Raw genomic sequence first — 15,236 nt, forward strand, 5'->3', positions numbered from 1 at the left:
AAACGAAACCATCGTGCTGAAGAAAAAATAGTGCTATCTCTTAACCCCCTATATACATGAATCGAAGAAAAACCGTTTTGTTGGTCGTTTCCTGTCTGACCACCGCCATCGCAAGCCTCGCACAGGACAAAATACCCGTAAAATTCGGCAGGCTGACGCCGCAGGACTTCAGCGTCCGTCCCGCAGGACCGGATTCCGCGGCAGACGCCGTGGTCGTCGCCGACTATGGTGTCTCGGAATTTGAAGGCAATGTCAAAGGCTGGTTTACGCTGATCTTCAAACGCAGTGTGCGGATAAAGATCATCAACCGCAAAGGCTTCGACGCCGCCACCGTCTCGATCCCCCTCTACGTCAGCGGTAACGACGCGGAAAAACTGACGTCGCTAAAGGCCTCGACCTATAACCTCGAGGACGGAAAAATAGTCGAGACCAAACTGGACGACAAGTCCATATTCAGCAACCAGGAATCCAAACATCTGGTCAAGAAAAAGTTCACCTTTCCCGCGCTGAAAGAAGGCTCGATCGTCGAATACAGCTATACCCAGGAATCGCCTTTTCTCTTCAACCTGCAGCCCTGGGCATTCCAGGGCGACTACCCCTGTCTCTGGAGCGAATACCAGGTCGATATGCCAAGGTTCTTCCAGTACGTCACGCTCACCCAGGGTTTCCGGGAATACCATATCAACAAATCCGACTCCCGGAATGTCACATTCCACATGACGAACCCAGGCGTTACCTCGAAAGACGAACGCTATACCTTCGACGACGAAGTGGTCATGCACCGCTGGGTCATGAAAGACGTTCCGGCGCTGAAGGAAGAACCTTTTACGACCACGCTCTCCAACTATATCTCGAAGATCGAGTTCCAGCTGGTTCGCTATCAGTTTCCCAGCGGTTATACCGAAGACAAAATGGGCAGCTGGGCGAAACTCAACGAGTTGCTGATGAAGTCGGACGATTTTGGCGCCGACCTGGACAGGAACAACGGATGGCTGGACGACGACTTCCCTTCGATCACCAAAGGAGCCGGTACCAGCCTCGAGAAAGCGACAAAGATCTATACCTATATCCGCGACAATTTTCACTGTACGGCGCATAGCGGACTAACGATAAGTTCCGGTTCGCTCAAGACAGTATATAAGAACAAGACGGGCAGTGAAGCCGAGATGAACCTGCTGCTCATCGCGATGCTGCGGCACGCGAAGATCAATGCGGACCCGGTCATCCTGAGCACCCGCGGCCACGGCTTTACCCAGCCGATGTATCCGCTGATCGACCGCTTCAACTACGTCATCTGTTTGCTCACTATCGACAGCACGCAGCAATTCCTGGACGCCAGCGAACCCTGGCTGGGCTTTGGCCGGATCCCCTCGATGTGCTATAACGGCTCGGCCCGCGTCGTCGACATGGGCACCGGCGCGGAAGCCCTGATCGATGCGGACGACCTGCGCGAAAAGAAGCTCACCACCGTATTTATTTCCAAAGACGACAACGGAAAGGGGCTGGTTGGTCATCTGGCCTGCAGACCCGGCTTTGTCGAGGCCGATATTATGCGGGAAAAGATAAAGGATAAGGGGCTGCCGGAATTTTCAAAGGGTATCCAGGCCGAATATACCGGGGACTTCGCCTGCTCGAACCTTCAGCTGGATTCGCTGAAGCAGCCCGACCAGCCGCTCGGGGTGGGCTATGACCTGAAATTCAACCCCGACGCCTCTACCGATATCATCTATTTCAACCCGATGCTTTCCGAAGGATATAAGGAAAATCCATTCAAGGCCGCCGAACGTTTTTATCCGGTGGAGATGCCCTATGCGATCGACGAGACCTATATTCTGAATATGGAGATCCCCGACGGCTATGACGTCGACGAACTACCCAAGCCCAGCAGGGTCTCCTACAACGAGAACGAAGGTCTTTTCGAGTACCTCCTCCAGAAGGACGAAGGCCGCATACAAATGCGCGCGAGACTCATCCTGGCGAAAGCCAACTACAAACGCGAAGACTATGCTTCCCTGCGGGAATTCTTTGGTTTTGTCGTGAAGAAAGAAAGCGAACAGATCGTCTTTAAAAAGAAAAAGTAATGAGAATCCTGATCCTTGTGCTGCTGCTTCCCATTTGCGCCGGAGCGCAGAGTTATAGCGTCCTTTCAGTTCCCGATAGTCTGCTCAAGGGCGCCCGCGCCGTGGTGCGCGAGTCGGAGATCGTTCTCGAGATAAAGTCTCCGGCAAAAGCCGTCATAAAGAAACACGAAGTATATACGGTCATGAACGCGTCCGGAGACAATCTCGGCGGATTCGGCACCCGTTATGACAAGTTCAATTCGGTAGACGAAGTATCCGGCATTCTGTATGACGGTTTGGGCAAGCAGCTCAAAAAGGCAAAAAGAAAGGATATGGACGACCGCAGCTATGTCGACGATGACGAGCTGGCCGCCAGCGCGCGCTATCTGATTCATGATTTTTATTACAGGAGCTATCCCTATACTACCGAATACACGGAGCAGGACGACGTCAACGGTCTGATCGTGTTTCGCGACTGGCTGCCGCTGATCACCTCCGGCGTCTCCACTCAGCATAATAAATATGTCATCGTCGCGCCAAAGGACTACGAAGTTCGGTGGCTTGCGCTGAATGGCGCCGCCGCACCGGTGATCACAACGGATGGCGACAAAAAGGTCTATACCTGGGAGGCGCGCAACATGCCCGCCCGCTGGGGAGAGAGCTCCGGGCCCCGCTGGCGGGAGTTCATGCCCTATGTGCTGACCGGTCCATCCGATTTTGAGGTTGCTGGATACAGAGGGAATATGTCCTCGTGGACGAGCTATGGAAAATTCATTGAACAACTGAGAGAGAACAGGGAGACGCTGCCGGACAATGTTCGTAGCCAGGTGCACGCTCTCGTGGACACGGTAAAGGATACCCGTCAAAAAGTATATATCCTCTATCGCTATCTGCAGCAGAACACTCACTATATGAACCTTTCATTGGGCATCGGTGGCTGGCAGCCGTTTCCGCCCGAATATGTCGCGACGAAGAAATACGGGGACTGCAAAGCGCTCTCGAACTATATGGTGGCACTGCTGAAAGAGGTGGGTATCCCCGCGAGGTGTACGGTGATCAGGGCCGGCGACGATGCCGCGCCGATCGTCGAGGGGTTCCCGGGCTTCCAGTTCAATCATATGATCACCTGCGTGCCGATGGGCAAAGACTCGATCTGGCTGGAATGTACGAGTCAGACGGTGTCGCCCGGCTATATGGGCAGCTTTACCGGTGGCCGCAAGGCTCTGCTGATCGACGAGACCGGCGGGCACCTCGTCCCGACCCCGGTGTATACAGCCAAAGATAATACCCTGACCAGGGTGGTCAGAGCACGCATCAGTGCGGATGGCAATCTCGACGCGGACGTCAATACCCTATATTGTTGTGTACGCCAGGAGCTGCCATTCCATATGATAAAAGAAATGGCCGCCGACCGCCGCGAAAAATATCTCAACAGCCTTTTCCGGCTGCCTACATATTCAATTGACAAAAACAACTACGCAGAATCCGAAGGACCCCATCCCTCTGTGACCGAGCAGCTCCACGTCCTCGCCCCAGGCTATGCCAGCGTATCCGGCAAGCGCCTGTTCATCACACCCAATGTCTTCGACCGCAGCAATACCCGTCTCTCCGCCGACTCGGTCAGACACTACGACTATATCACCGACGAGTCCTTTACAGACGTAGACAGCGTACAGATCGCGCTGCCTTCGGGGTATTCACCCGAAGCCGTACCCAAAGACGTCACGATCGATGGCAAGTTCGGCAGCTACCGGTGCACGGTAAAGATCGACAATGACCGGCTGGTCTACTACCGGTATCTCCGGCAGAATGCATCCAGATATCCACCCGCCGACTATGCGGCACTTGTAAATTTCTATGAGCAACTCTACAAGGCCGACAACAGCAGGATCGTGCTGGTTAAAAAGGAATAGATAGCCGCGGAGCAAAGACCGATCGCCCGCGGCGCCGCCCCGCCCGCTAGTTCGCGCAGGCCCCCATCTGCTCTCCGATAAGGCTCACAAGGCTTTGTACAAGGGGTTTCTTTTCCTCCACCGGCTTTTCCACGATCAGGATCGCGGCATACTTGCGGCATTTATCGAAGATGGGCACCACCCCGTATCCGTCGGGGCAGGTAAAGGAATTATTGTCCATGATAAAGGAACCCAGCCCGAACTTCGCGCCCGACAGACCCGCAGCCGTATTCTTTACCGGCAGACTGACCAACTGCGGCGTCTCTATCTCTTCCACGGCCTTTTCGCTCAGCACGCGCTTGCCTTCGAATTCGCCCTTGTTGATCATCATCTGCAGGAAATTGAGATAGTCGTTGGCGGAAGACTTGGCAGCGCCGGAGGCAATGATCGCGCCGCCGTCGTCACTCGTGAAGCTGGTCTGCTTCATCTTGCAGGGTCGGATGATCCGCTCCATCATCAGCCTGTCGAACGGTTTCTTGCCGACGACTTCCAGCACCCGGCCACGATATTCGGGCCGATCTCGCTGTAAAAGAATTCCGTTCCCGGATTGGTGACGATATCGTGTTTGGAGGCGTAGTTGTTCACCAGGTCCTCCGTGCTTTCGAACTTGCTCTTCGTTTCGATCCTTACCCCGGCATCGCCCCTGACGCCCGTCGTATGGGTCAGACAGTTGCGGATGGTAATATACCCCTTCATATATTTACCAAACATCGGGACGAACTTCGTAACCTTGTCGTCCAGAGACAGCTTGCCCTCGTCCACAAAGGTCATGACCAGCGCCGCGGTCATCCAGTTGCCCGCGGCTCCGATAGGCGCCTGCGCCTTCGCCGTAAAATCCGGGTTCGACTGTTTCTGATAGACCAGCTTCCCGTCCTTCCAGGCAAGAGCCACGAAATTGCCCAAAGCCTTTTGATTCGTTTTAAGTAATTGATCCACAGCGTCGAAATTGGATTGAGCCCGAAGGTTCAGACAGAATAGCAGAGGAAGGATGAACAAACTGAACCGGCGGCAGGTTAAACGGTCTTTGTATGACATAATAGCTGAATTGAAAGCTTATTTGAAGCTCTGGTTTGGATTTTGCGACACAATTTAACTATAAAAGGAAAACCATAATTGTATGAATCTGAATAATTTTACCATAAAAGCACAAGAAGCGATCGCCAAAGCGCAGCAGCTGGCTTTCAATGGTTCGAATCCAGCAATAGATACGGACCACCTGCTGAAAGCGTTGCTCGACGGGGATGATTCGCTGGTGGAATTTCTGCTCAAGAAGAACAACGTAAACGTGGCCTTTGTCGAGACGAAACTGGATGAAGCCCTGCAGCATCTGCCGAAGATCAGCTCGGGCGAACCCGCTCAGACGATCAGCCGCGACCTCAATACCGTTGTCCTGCGCGCGGGCGCGGACCTCAAACAGTTCGGCGACGAGTTTGTCAGCGTCGAACACCTGCTGCTGGCCCTGCTGCAAAGCAATAACAATACGGCCAAGCTGCTGAAAGACGCCGGACTCACCGAAAAAGGACTGATAGCCGCGATCAAAGACCTCCGCAAGGGATCGACCGTAAACTCGCAGACCCAGGAGACCAGCTTTAACGCGCTGAACAAATATGCCAAGAATCTGAATGAACTGGCCCGACAGGGTAAGCTGGACCCCGTTATTGGCCGGGATGAAGAGATCCGCAGGACACTGCATATCCTTTCCCGCCGCAGCAAGAACAACCCGATCCTCGTCGGGGAGCCCGGTGTCGGTAAGACGGCCATCGCCGAAGGGCTGGCCCACCGTATCGTCAACGGCGACGTGCCGGAGAATCTCCGGTCAAAGATCATCTATGCCCTGGACATGGGACAGCTGATCGCCGGCGCCAAATACAAGGGCGAATTTGAAGAAAGGCTGAAAAGCGTCGTAAAGGAAGTGGCAGGCAGCGAAGGAGAGATCGTCCTGTTTATCGACGAGATCCATACCCTGGTCGGTGCGGGTGGGGGAGAAGGCGCCATGGATGCCGCCAATATCCTGAAGCCGGCGTTGGCACGGGGCGAGCTCCGGGCCATCGGCGCGACCACGCTCAACGAATACCAGAAATTCTTTGAAAAGGATAAGGCGCTCGAAAGACGCTTTCAAAAAGTAATGATCGACGAACCCAGTGTGGACGATGCTATCTCCATTCTGCGGGGACTGAAAGACCGGTATGAGATGCACCACCACGTTCAGATCAAGGACGAAGCGATCATCGCAGCCGTGGAATTGTCACACCGGTATATCACCGACCGTTTCCTGCCCGACAAGGCCATCGACCTTATCGACGAGGCGGCTGCCAAACTCAGGCTCGAGATCAACTCCCAGCCCGAAGAGCTCGATCGTCTGGAAAGACAGATCAGACAGCTCGAGATCGAACGCGAAGCGATCAAGCGGGAGAAGGACGAGGAAAAGCTCCGCGAGCTCAGCGCCGAGATCGGCAATCTCAGCGTCTCCCGCGATACGTTGAAGGCCAAATGGCAGCAGGAGAAAGAGCTGGTGGAAAAAGTACAGAACGCCAAAGCTTCGATCGAAAGCCTGAAGCTGGCCGCAGAAAAAGCCGAACGCGAAGGACAATACGGACAGGTGGCGGAGATCCGCTATGGCAAGATAAAAGAAGAGGAAAAGATCATCGAAGACAACTCCAGACAGCTGGCCGCGCTTAGCGCCGGAACAAGGCTGATGAAGGAAGAGGTCGACGCGGAAGATATTGCCGAAGCCGTAGCAAAGACAACGGGTATTCCCGTCAGTAAGATGCTGCAGAGCGAAAAAGAGAAACTGCTCAATCTGGAAGACGAACTGCACAAAAAAGTAGTCGGCCAGGACGAGGCGATAACCGCCGTTGCCGACGCTATACGCAGAAGCCGCGCGGGTCTTCAGGATCCCAAACGGCCGATAGGCTCCTTCATCTTCCTCGGCACTACCGGTGTCGGTAAGACCGAACTGGCCAAGGCCCTTGCACAATATCTGTTCGACGACGAAAGCATGATGACCCGTATCGATATGAGCGAATACCAGGAGAAGCACTCGGTCAGCCGGCTGGTAGGAGCGCCTCCGGGATACGTAGGATATGAAGAAGGCGGTCAGCTGACCGAAGCCGTGAGGCGCAAACCCTATAGCGTGATCCTCCTCGACGAGATCGAAAAGGCGCACCCGGATGTATTCAATATCCTGCTGCAGGTACTCGATGACGGCCGGCTGACGGACAATAAAGGCAGGGTGGTCAATTTCAAGAACACCATCATCATCATGACCAGCAATATGGGCAGCCAGATCATCCAGGCCAATTTCGAGGACGTAACGGAAAAGAACCGCGACGACGTGATGGAAAGGACGAGACTGGAAGTGGTCGACCTGCTCCGGCAGACCATCCGGCCGGAGTTTCTCAACCGGATCGATGAGATCATCCTGTTCCAGCCGCTCCTGAAGAGTGAAATAAAGGGCATCATCCGGATCCAGCTGCAAAACCTGCAGAATATGGTTGCGAAAAATGGCATTATTCTGGAGTTTAGCGACTATGCGCTGGATTATCTGGCCGAGAACGGGTTCGACCCGCAGTTCGGCGCCCGTCCGCTGAAGAGATTGATCCAGAAGGAGATCGTTAACCAGCTGAGCAAGAAGATATTGGCTGGGGCCGTCGACCGGACCGCTCCGGTTCTCGTGGACGTCTTCGATGGGGTGGTGGTCTTCCGTAATGAACACCCGCACCTCGAGAAGACCGACGACTTACGGAAATAATCCCGGTTGCGGATGAGGCCGGCCGGGCCCGCGGGGCTGGGACACCCCGAAAACGACCCCGGCAGCCCAAAAAATGGCTGCCGGCCCCAAAAACTTGGGATATTAATGAACTAATCAGTTCAAAAGACGTTATATTAAATGATGAAGGCGAAAGAAATCGATATCATACCGACGAAAGACGTTTTCGTCGGAGACCCAAAAGCTCCGGTAACGCTGATGGAATATGGCGATTATGAGAGCGAGGCATGTGCCAAAGTGAACGAGATCGTCGACAAGCTGCTGAAACAGTTCCAGGGGAAGATGCGGTTCAATTTCCGGCATTTTCCGCTGACCAAGGTCCATCAGCACGCGATGAAGGCGGCGGAAGCATCCCTCGGCGCGGCCCAGGAAGGCAAGTTCTGGGAAATGCACACTACGCTGTTCGCCAACCGGCGGAGACTGGGGGCCATCAGCCTTCGGGAATATGCCAAGGAATGCGGGGTCATCAACAAGAAGTTCCTCGAAAATCTGGTGGATTCCACTTCATGGCTGGCAAGTCCGCAGCGACCTGCTCGAAGGGCTCGACAAGGGAGTTCGGGACGTCCCGGCCTTCTTTATCAATGGCGAGCTTTTCACCGGTAAGCCCACGTTCGATAACCTGAAAAAGGGCATCGAAGAAGCGCTCAAAAAGAAAAAACGAGCTTAAATTAAACGCGACCGCCGGCCAAACCCGGCGGTTTTTTTGCCCCGGCCGTGGCGGGCAAATTTGTATCTTAGGGCGATGATCCGCTTCAACACCAAAATTCAGCAGTTTCAGGAGATGGGCGAAAAGACCGGCTGGTCCTATATCCGGATCCCCGCCGCCCTGGCGGGCCAGCTGAAACCCGACAATAAAAAATCCTTCCGCGTAAAAGGCCGGCTCGACGACCTCCCTGTCGCCGCCATGGCGCTCCTGCCCATGGGCGAAGGCGATTTCATCATGGCGCTCAAAGCCGAGATCAGAAAGAAACTACGCAAACAGAAAGGCGACAGCCTGGCCGTCCAGCTGGAGGTCGACACCAAAAAGATCGAACCCCCGAAAGACCTGCTCGAATGTCTCGGAGACGAACCCAAAGCCATCGAATACTTTAAGAGCCTTCCCAAATCCCACCAGAACTATTTCGGCAACTGGATCAAATCGGCCAAAACAGAAGAGACCAGGGCCCGCCGCATCGCCCGCGTCGTCGACGCCATGATAAAAAATTCAGCTATGCAGAAATGATCCGCGCGGCCCGGGAGGAAAAGGATTTTTTTCAAAATGAAAATATCTTTTTCATTTTGGGAAGGTCGGCGCCGGCCAGAATTTTGTTAACGCCGCTCCCACAGCGGCTTTCAGCGATCAGGCCCATTTTTTGACCCCTCCACGGCACCATGGACTCTCACCACGCAAAAAGGATCTCCTCCGCGGGACTCCTCATAACACTGGGTATCATTTTCGGCGATATTGGAACCTCCCCCTCTACACTCTTCAGACAATCCTCAATGAAGGCGGCAAAGTATCGGAAGAACTGGTGCTCGGCGCCATCTCCTGCGTCTTCTGGACGCTGACCCTGCAAACCAGCTTTCAAATACGTTTTTATTACCCTCAAGGCGGATAACCGCGGGGAAGGTGGCGTCTTCTCCCTCTACGCACTGGTGCGCAGATACGGCAAGAAGCTGGTCTATCCGGCCATTATCGGCGCAGGTACCCTGCTCGCCGACGGCATCATCACCCCACCCATCTCCGTCACCTCCGCGATCGAAGGACTCAACAGCGTCCACGGCATGGAACATATCATCGTACCGGGTAACAATCTGGTGGTCGAACTCGTACTGGTAATTATCCTGCTGCTCTTCGTCTTCCAGCGCTTCGGGACAAAGGTCGTGGGCGGATCGTTCGGACCGATCATGTTCATCTGGTTCACCATGCTGGCCGTCCTGGGCCTCAACCAGATCATCCACTATCCCGTGGTGCTGAAAGCCCTCAGCCCCCACTACGGACTCGAACTGCTGACCCGTCATCCCAAAGGCTTCTGGCTGCTGGGTGCGGTATTCCTCTGTACTACGGGCGCGGAAGCACTGTATTCGGACCTGGGACACTGCGGAAGAAAGAATATACAGGTGAGCTGGATCTTTGTCAAAACCACACTCGTGCTGAACTATCTGGGCCAGGGCGCCTGGGTCCTGCTGCAGCACAAGGAAAGCCTCGGCAACGCCAATCCATTTTTCGCGATCGTGCCGCACTGGTTCCTCGTGCCCAGCGTATTTATCGCGACCGCGGCCAGCATCATCGCCAGCCAGGCGCTTATCAGCGGTAGCTTTACCTGATCAACGAAGCCATCAGCCTCAACTTCTGGCCCAGGGTCACGGTGAAATTCCCGACAGACGTGCGCGGACAGATCTATATCCCCAGCATCAACTGGTTCCTGTGTACGGGCTGTTTCCTGGTCGTATTGTATTTCCGGACTTCCGAAAGTATGACTGCCGCATATGGATTTTCCATCACCGTGGCCATGCTCATGACGACGATACTCATGTACCAATTCCTTCGACGGGTCAAACACTGGCCGATGACCATCGTCGTCCCCGTCCTCATCGTCTTCGTCTGCGTCGAGACCTCCTTCTTCGTCGCCAACGCGGTCAAGATCGTCAAGCGGCTTTTCTTCCTGGTCTTTGAATTCGGTCTCATCTTTACCATGTATATCTGGTACAACGCCAGAAAGATCAACAACCGGTTCCTGAATTTCATCGACCTCAATGAACACCTGCCCCTGCTCGGGCACCTCAGCAGAGACGAGTCCGTGCATAAATTCTCCAGCCACCTCATCTATCTCACCAAGGCCAACCGGCCGAACCAGATCGAGCAGAAAGTGCTCTATTCGATATTCAGCCACCACCCGAAAAGGGCCGACGTATACTGGTTCGTCCATATCGAACGCACCGACGAGCCCTATACGATGGAATATGGCGTGGAAGAGCTGTTGAACGACAAGGTCATCCGGGTAGAGTTCAGGCTGGGCTTCCGCGTACAGCCCAGGATCGGAATGCTGTTCCGCAAGGTCGTCACGGAAATGATCGAGAACCGCGAGCTCGACGTCGTCAGCAGATTCCCCTCGCTGAAGAAGCACAATATCGCCGAAGACTTCCGCTTCATCATCCTCGAGAAATTCCTTTCCTACGACAACGAATTCTCCGTGCGCGACGGATTTATTCTGAATGCATATTTCAGCATCAAGAAGCTCGCGATGGCCGAAGAAAAAGCATTTGGCCTCGACTCCAGCGAAACCGTCGTCGAGAAACTCCCGCTGGTGGTCGCGCCGGTTACAAAACTAAATTTGCAGCGGGCCTATTACCGGATACATCCGGCGCCCGAACTTCCACAGTCTTATCGGCGCGGATAAGAGCTTCACGCCGCAGGTGCTTAACCGCATTTTAATTTGTTATAGTCGGTTAATTTCGGTAGCTTTTCGCTAGAAATAGCTCCTATACTTATCTGACCTGTTTTTTCTCCATACCCGTGTGCGAATCCATCCGTACCATGAGGCCCGTTTCTGATCTGTTTACCTGCTGTGACCCCTTACAACATCAAAAGCCAGTGCCGTATGTGTACGCATTGGCTGTTGCTTTTATACCCTCTTCGTAAGAAGTGGGCTGGAAGCGATAGGCGCTGTCGAATTTCGACGAATCGAAAAGATAGTCGAATTCATATTGATACAGCATTTCATTCAGCTCTTTCGTCGTACCGTCAAAGAGTCCGCCAAGCCGGATCATCCACTTGGAAAGAATGCTATAGCCCGGCGTTTTGCCCAGGGCCGCGGCAGCTTTTTCGATGAATTCGGCGCCGGTGAGAGGAGAGGCGGCAGTGGGCAGATGCCAGACCTGGTTCCAGGCGCTGTCGTCGGTCGCCAGCATAACCATGGCCCTGGCAGCATCGGGGGTATAGGTAAAGGAATGCGGGACCCGAGCATTTACCAGCCACTGCGCCTTTTTCCCTGCCGCAGTTTTTGAAAGACGAGGATATCGGGTATGCTGGTTTTCCCCGCCCCGGACCATAGAAATCCGCGGAGCGGGCAATCATAGCCGTAATATTTCCCTTGCGGACCTCGCTCATCAGCTGCGTTGCCAGTCTGGCCCGAAGGTCGCCTTTCCGGCTGGCCGGGTCATAGGGCGTCTCCTCCGTCATAGGTCCGTCTGTTTTCCCATACATATAGACATTGTCGAAGAAAATGAGTTTCGAGCCGGTCTTTTTGCACGCTTCAATAGTATTGTCGATGATGCGGGGCCACTGCTGACGCCAGACGGCATAGCGATAGGGGAGCCCGACGCAGAGATAGGTCACGGCGGAGCCCTCGACGGCCCTGAGGGTCTGCGTGGGGTCGGTGAGGTCGGCAGCCAGTGTGGTAGCGCCTTCGCGGGCGGCCGGCTTGCGCGATACGAGGCGAACCGGCAGGTGATGGGCAAGCAGCCCGGAGGCCAGGTGTCGGCGATCACACCGCCGGCTCCGAGGATGGTATGGACTGTCATAATTATAGAATTACCCGATAAAGATAATTAAGGTTTGATTAAACGTTTGTTTAATTCAAACGTTTGTTTAATTTTGTGCCCTCCTAACCGACCCTAAACCTCCAAACCGACAATATTTCGCCATGATATTTCGCCAATTAACGCAAGCGGTGGGGTGTTTTGGGTCGATCCGGAGGTAGACAAACCAGACTGTCTGTTGTATAATTCTCCGATTTTAATGTCCAAAAACGAGGATTTGGACCGGCGGTTGGGTTGGTTGATACAATTGTAACGATTTTTGCGGGCCATGACCGGGTGAGAGAGATGAATCAGTAATAAGAATCTAACATCCATATAATTATGAGGAAAATATTCCGATTCGTAATCATCAGCAGTGGATTGAGCTTTACCTTTTTTTGGCAGGCGCGCAGACCAAAGACGGTCTGCTCGACCCGAAAAAGGCGCCGGATACCCTGACAAGCGCTGACTTACAGACCTGTGTGCAGTACGCGCTGAAACACTATCCGCTGATCCAGCAGGCCCTTCTGGACGAGCAGATCACCGACCGGCAGATCAGGAGCAGGCTGGCCGACTGGTATCCCCAGCTGAACCTCACCGCCAACTATCAGAATAACTTTGTCCTCCAGCAGGCCGTTTTTAGCGGCGGTTTTACAAAGACCGGCGTTTACAACAACTCCTATATCAATCTCGGTCTGAGCCAGACGCTGTTCAACAGAGACGTATTGCTGGCCGCCCGCACCAGAAGGCGACGTCATGACCAATATCCGCCAGACTACCGTTACCGATAAGATCGAAATTGCCGTCAACGTCACCAAGGCATTTTATAATGTCCTGCTCACCAGCAAGCAGATCGAAGTACTGGACGACGATATCCGCCGGCTCGAGCGCAATTTCAAGGATACCTACAGACAGTATCAGGGTGGACTCGTGGACAAGACGGACTATAAGCGCGCCACCATTACGCTGAACAACTCGAAAGCCGAAAGAAAGACCAACGAAGAGGCGCTGAAGGCCAATTATGCCGCACTCAGACAGCTGATGGGCTATAGCGGCAAGGACTCTATCCATTTGATATACGACAGCGTCAAAATGGAGGCGGACGTCCTGATCGACACGCTCGCCCAGGTCGACTATACAAAGCGCATCGAATTCCAGCAGCTGATGACGCAAAAACACCTGCAGGAAGCCGACGTAAAGTACAACAAATGGGCTTATATCCCGACCCTGACCGCCAACGCCGGGTATAATTTCAACTATCTCAACAACCAGTTTTCAAAACTATACGAGAACAATCTGCCCTTCTCCTATGCCGGAGTGACGCTGGGCTTTCCGATCTTTCAGGGGACCAAACGGACACAGAACATCCGCGCAGCCGAACTTCAGCTGACCCGTATCGACTGGGATATCGTCAACCTGCAGAACGTGATCTCGACCCAGTACGCGCAGGCGATGGCGGCCTACAAAAGCAATCTCAACAATTACTACGTGCTACGCGAGAATCTCGCTCTGGCCAGAGACGTTTACAACACGATCGAACTGCAGTACAGGTCGGGTGTAAAAGCCTATCTCGAACTGATCACGGCCGAGACGGACCTTCGGAACGCGCAGTCCAACTATAGCGACGCCCTCTACCAGGCGCTGAGCAGCAAGGTCGACGTGCAGAAAGCACTGGGTACGGTACAATACTAAAACTTCATTCAATCAATTCCGGATAAATCATCTTTTTATATGAGAAATAGCTTACAATGGATTGGTCTTACAGCGGTCGTTACCAGCCTGGCCCTGACTTCCTGTGGAGACAAGCCGGCGGGACCCGCGGCCCCGCCCGCAGTTGCGGTCAACGTCACCAAAGTGACTACCGGCAACGCCACCTATTATGATTCCTATCCCGCAACCGCGACTCCCCTCAATCAGGTGGATATCAAACCCCAGGTGTCGGGCAATATCGTCGGCATTTTCTTCAGGGACGGCCAGCAGGTGCGCAAGGGACAAAAGCTATACGAGATCGACCAGCAGCAGTATTCGGCGGCGGTCGAACAGGCAAAAGGCCAATCTGGCGGTAGCACAGGCGAACCTCAACAAGGCCCAGCAGGACGCCGACCGATATCAGGATCTGGCAAAAGATTCTGCCATCGCCCGCCAGACCCTCGACCACGCGATCGCCGACCTGGACGCCAGCAAGCGGCAGGTAGAGGCAGCGAAGGCAAATGTTGCCGCCGTGCAGACCAACCTCAACTATTCCATCATCTATGCTCCCTTCGACGGAACGATCGGCATCTCCCAGGTGAAGGTGGGTACAGCGGTATATCCGCAGTCCCTGCTCAACTCGGTCAGCACCGACGACCCCATGGCCGTCGATATCGCCATCGATCAGGCGGAAATACCCATGTTCAACAGATACTTTGAGAAAGGGACCAAAGCGCAGGATTCGCTGTTCACGGCGGTGCTGCCCGACGGCTCCGTCTATCCCCGTCCGGGAACGCTGTATACGCTCGACCGCTCGGTCGATCCCACGACCGGCACGCTCCGCGCCCGCATCACCTTTCCCAATCCGAAGAACGAGCTGAGGGCGGGTCTGACGACCAATATCCGCGTCAGGCACGAGGCCGGAGACAGCAGCATGCTCATTCCCTACAAGGCGGTCGTCGAACAGCTCGGCGAATATTTCGTATACCTGGCTGACAACGGCAGGGCCTTTCAGAAAAAGGTCACGCTCGGTACCAAGATCAACGACAAGATCGTCGTCAGAGGTGGTATAAAACCCGGTGACGAGGTCGTTACCGACGGCGTTCAAAAGCTGAGGGACAGCATCGCCATCCAGGTCGGACCACCCAGGGCGCCGGCCGCCGCTCCAGCTAAGTAAAGAGAGTTGAGAACTACTAAAAACACAGGATGACAAGTGAGTTCCCGAGCAACGCGAAGGTCTACTGCATCACTCCGCTGAAAAATTAA

At 54.2% G+C, this 15,236-nt stretch carries 11 protein-coding genes and 4 pseudogenes; 12 read left to right on the forward strand and 3 right to left on the reverse strand.

Translation table 11 applies throughout. The features are described from left to right. Positions 1-56: 56 nt before the first annotated feature. Together ACQ86N_RS14135 and ACQ86N_RS14140 are read left to right on the forward strand one after the other, a co-directional pair. On the forward strand, positions 57-2,081 hold the full coding sequence (locus tag ACQ86N_RS14135; protein ID WP_431215698.1) for a DUF3857 domain-containing protein: 2,025 nt from the start codon (positions 57-59) through the stop codon (positions 2,079-2,081). Further along, positions 2,081-3,973: a DUF3857 domain-containing protein gene (locus ACQ86N_RS14140; RefSeq protein WP_431215699.1), complete on the forward strand. Its 1,893-nt coding sequence runs from the start codon at positions 2,081-2,083 to the stop codon at positions 3,971-3,973. Before ACQ86N_RS14135 ends, ACQ86N_RS14140 begins: the two co-directional genes overlap by 1 nt. A gap of 46 nt (positions 3,974-4,019) precedes the next feature. On the opposite strand, the pseudogene ACQ86N_RS14145 reads toward ACQ86N_RS14140, so the two are convergent. Next, positions 4,020-5,047: pseudogene (locus ACQ86N_RS14145) on the reverse strand (serine hydrolase domain-containing protein). An 82-nt stretch (positions 5,048-5,129) separates the two neighbouring features. Here ACQ86N_RS14145 and clpB point away from each other — a divergent pair. The 6 genes and pseudogenes from clpB to ACQ86N_RS14175 all read left to right on the forward strand — a co-directional run bounded on the left by clpB (position 5,130) and on the right by ACQ86N_RS14175 (position 11,161). Continuing rightward, a complete protein-coding gene (gene clpB, locus ACQ86N_RS14150; RefSeq protein WP_431215700.1) occupies positions 5,130-7,763 on the forward strand; it encodes an ATP-dependent chaperone ClpB in 2,634 nt (877 codons plus the stop codon). 138 nt (positions 7,764-7,901) lie between these two features. Continuing rightward, the gene (locus tag ACQ86N_RS14155; RefSeq protein WP_431215701.1) at positions 7,902-8,384 is read left to right on the forward strand and encodes a DsbA family protein; all 483 of its coding nucleotides are present in this window, start codon (positions 7,902-7,904) and stop codon (positions 8,382-8,384) included. A gap of 139 nt (positions 8,385-8,523) precedes the next feature. Beyond that, entirely contained in the window at positions 8,524-9,003 is a 480-nt protein-coding gene (locus ACQ86N_RS14160) for a YdeI/OmpD-associated family protein (protein WP_431215702.1), read from the forward strand. Between the two features lie 130 nt (positions 9,004-9,133). Beyond that, entirely contained in the window at positions 9,134-9,379 is a 246-nt protein-coding gene (locus ACQ86N_RS14165; protein ID WP_431215703.1) for a KUP/HAK/KT family potassium transporter, read from the forward strand. After that, positions 9,360-10,438, forward strand: a pseudogene (locus tag ACQ86N_RS14170) (KUP/HAK/KT family potassium transporter); the annotation flags it as partial. The gene ACQ86N_RS14165 and the pseudogene ACQ86N_RS14170, both read left to right, overlap by 20 nt. An 18-nt stretch (positions 10,439-10,456) precedes the next feature. Next, positions 10,457-11,161: a KUP/HAK/KT family potassium transporter gene (locus ACQ86N_RS14175; RefSeq protein WP_431217415.1), complete on the forward strand. Its 705-nt coding sequence runs from the start codon at positions 10,457-10,459 to the stop codon at positions 11,159-11,161. A gap of 184 nt (positions 11,162-11,345) precedes the next feature. Here the strand turns inward: ACQ86N_RS14175 and ACQ86N_RS14180 are convergent, their stop codons facing one another. Together ACQ86N_RS14180 and ACQ86N_RS14185 are read right to left on the reverse strand one after the other, a co-directional pair. Continuing rightward, a complete protein-coding gene (locus tag ACQ86N_RS14180; RefSeq protein ID WP_431215704.1) occupies positions 11,346-11,672 on the reverse strand; it encodes a hypothetical protein in 327 nt (108 codons plus the stop codon). 178 nt (positions 11,673-11,850) lie between these two features. Beyond that, positions 11,851-12,237 (reverse strand): annotated as a pseudogene (locus ACQ86N_RS14185) (NAD-dependent epimerase/dehydratase family protein); the annotation flags it as partial. A gap of 442 nt (positions 12,238-12,679) precedes the next feature. Between ACQ86N_RS14185 and ACQ86N_RS14190 the strand changes: the two are divergent. The 4 genes and pseudogenes from ACQ86N_RS14190 to ACQ86N_RS14205 all read left to right on the forward strand — a co-directional run bounded on the left by ACQ86N_RS14190 (position 12,680) and on the right by ACQ86N_RS14205 (position 15,147). Then, positions 12,680-13,072: a TolC family protein gene (locus ACQ86N_RS14190; RefSeq protein WP_431215705.1), complete on the forward strand. Its 393-nt coding sequence runs from the start codon at positions 12,680-12,682 to the stop codon at positions 13,070-13,072. After that, on the forward strand, positions 13,038-13,973 hold the full coding sequence (locus ACQ86N_RS14195; RefSeq protein WP_431215706.1) for a TolC family protein: 936 nt from the start codon (positions 13,038-13,040) through the stop codon (positions 13,971-13,973). The genes ACQ86N_RS14190 and ACQ86N_RS14195 overlap by 35 nt, the downstream gene beginning before the upstream one ends. A gap of 39 nt (positions 13,974-14,012) precedes the next feature. Further along, a pseudogene (locus ACQ86N_RS14200) lies at positions 14,013-14,276 on the forward strand (efflux RND transporter periplasmic adaptor subunit); the annotation flags it as partial. Continuing rightward, positions 14,161-15,147: an efflux RND transporter periplasmic adaptor subunit gene (locus ACQ86N_RS14205; protein ID WP_431215707.1), complete on the forward strand. Its 987-nt coding sequence runs from the start codon at positions 14,161-14,163 to the stop codon at positions 15,145-15,147. The pseudogene ACQ86N_RS14200 and the gene ACQ86N_RS14205, both read left to right, overlap by 116 nt. The last annotated feature ends 89 nt before the right edge of the window (positions 15,148-15,236 follow it).

Source organism: Puia sp. P3 (assembly GCF_050632245.1).
Classification (GTDB): Bacteria; Bacteroidota; Bacteroidia; order Chitinophagales; family Chitinophagaceae; genus Puia.

What these genes read in the sequence shown, in the direction of transcription:
- ACQ86N_RS14205 (WP_431215707.1), top strand. Translation starts at nt 14,161, where the DNA reads ATGATTCCTATCCCGCAACCGCGACTCCCCTCAATCAGGTGGATATCA.
- ACQ86N_RS14195 (WP_431215706.1), top strand. Translation starts at nt 13,038, where the DNA reads ATGACCAATATCCGCCAGACTACCGTTACCGATAAGATCGAAATTGCC.
- ACQ86N_RS14135 (WP_431215698.1), top strand. Translation starts at nt 57, where the DNA reads ATGAATCGAAGAAAAACCGTTTTGTTGGTCGTTTCCTGTCTGACCACC.
- ACQ86N_RS14140 (WP_431215699.1), top strand. Translation starts at nt 2,081, where the DNA reads ATGAGAATCCTGATCCTTGTGCTGCTGCTTCCCATTTGCGCCGGAGCG.
- ACQ86N_RS14155 (WP_431215701.1), top strand. Translation starts at nt 7,902, where the DNA reads ATGATGAAGGCGAAAGAAATCGATATCATACCGACGAAAGACGTTTTC.
- clpB (WP_431215700.1), top strand. Translation starts at nt 5,130, where the DNA reads ATGAATCTGAATAATTTTACCATAAAAGCACAAGAAGCGATCGCCAAA.
- ACQ86N_RS14160 (WP_431215702.1), top strand. Translation starts at nt 8,524, where the DNA reads ATGATCCGCTTCAACACCAAAATTCAGCAGTTTCAGGAGATGGGCGAA.
- ACQ86N_RS14175 (WP_431217415.1), top strand. Translation starts at nt 10,457, where the DNA reads ATGTATATCTGGTACAACGCCAGAAAGATCAACAACCGGTTCCTGAAT.
- ACQ86N_RS14180 (WP_431215704.1), bottom strand. Translation starts at nt 11,672, where the DNA reads ATGCTGGCGACCGACGACAGCGCCTGGAACCAGGTCTGGCATCTGCCC.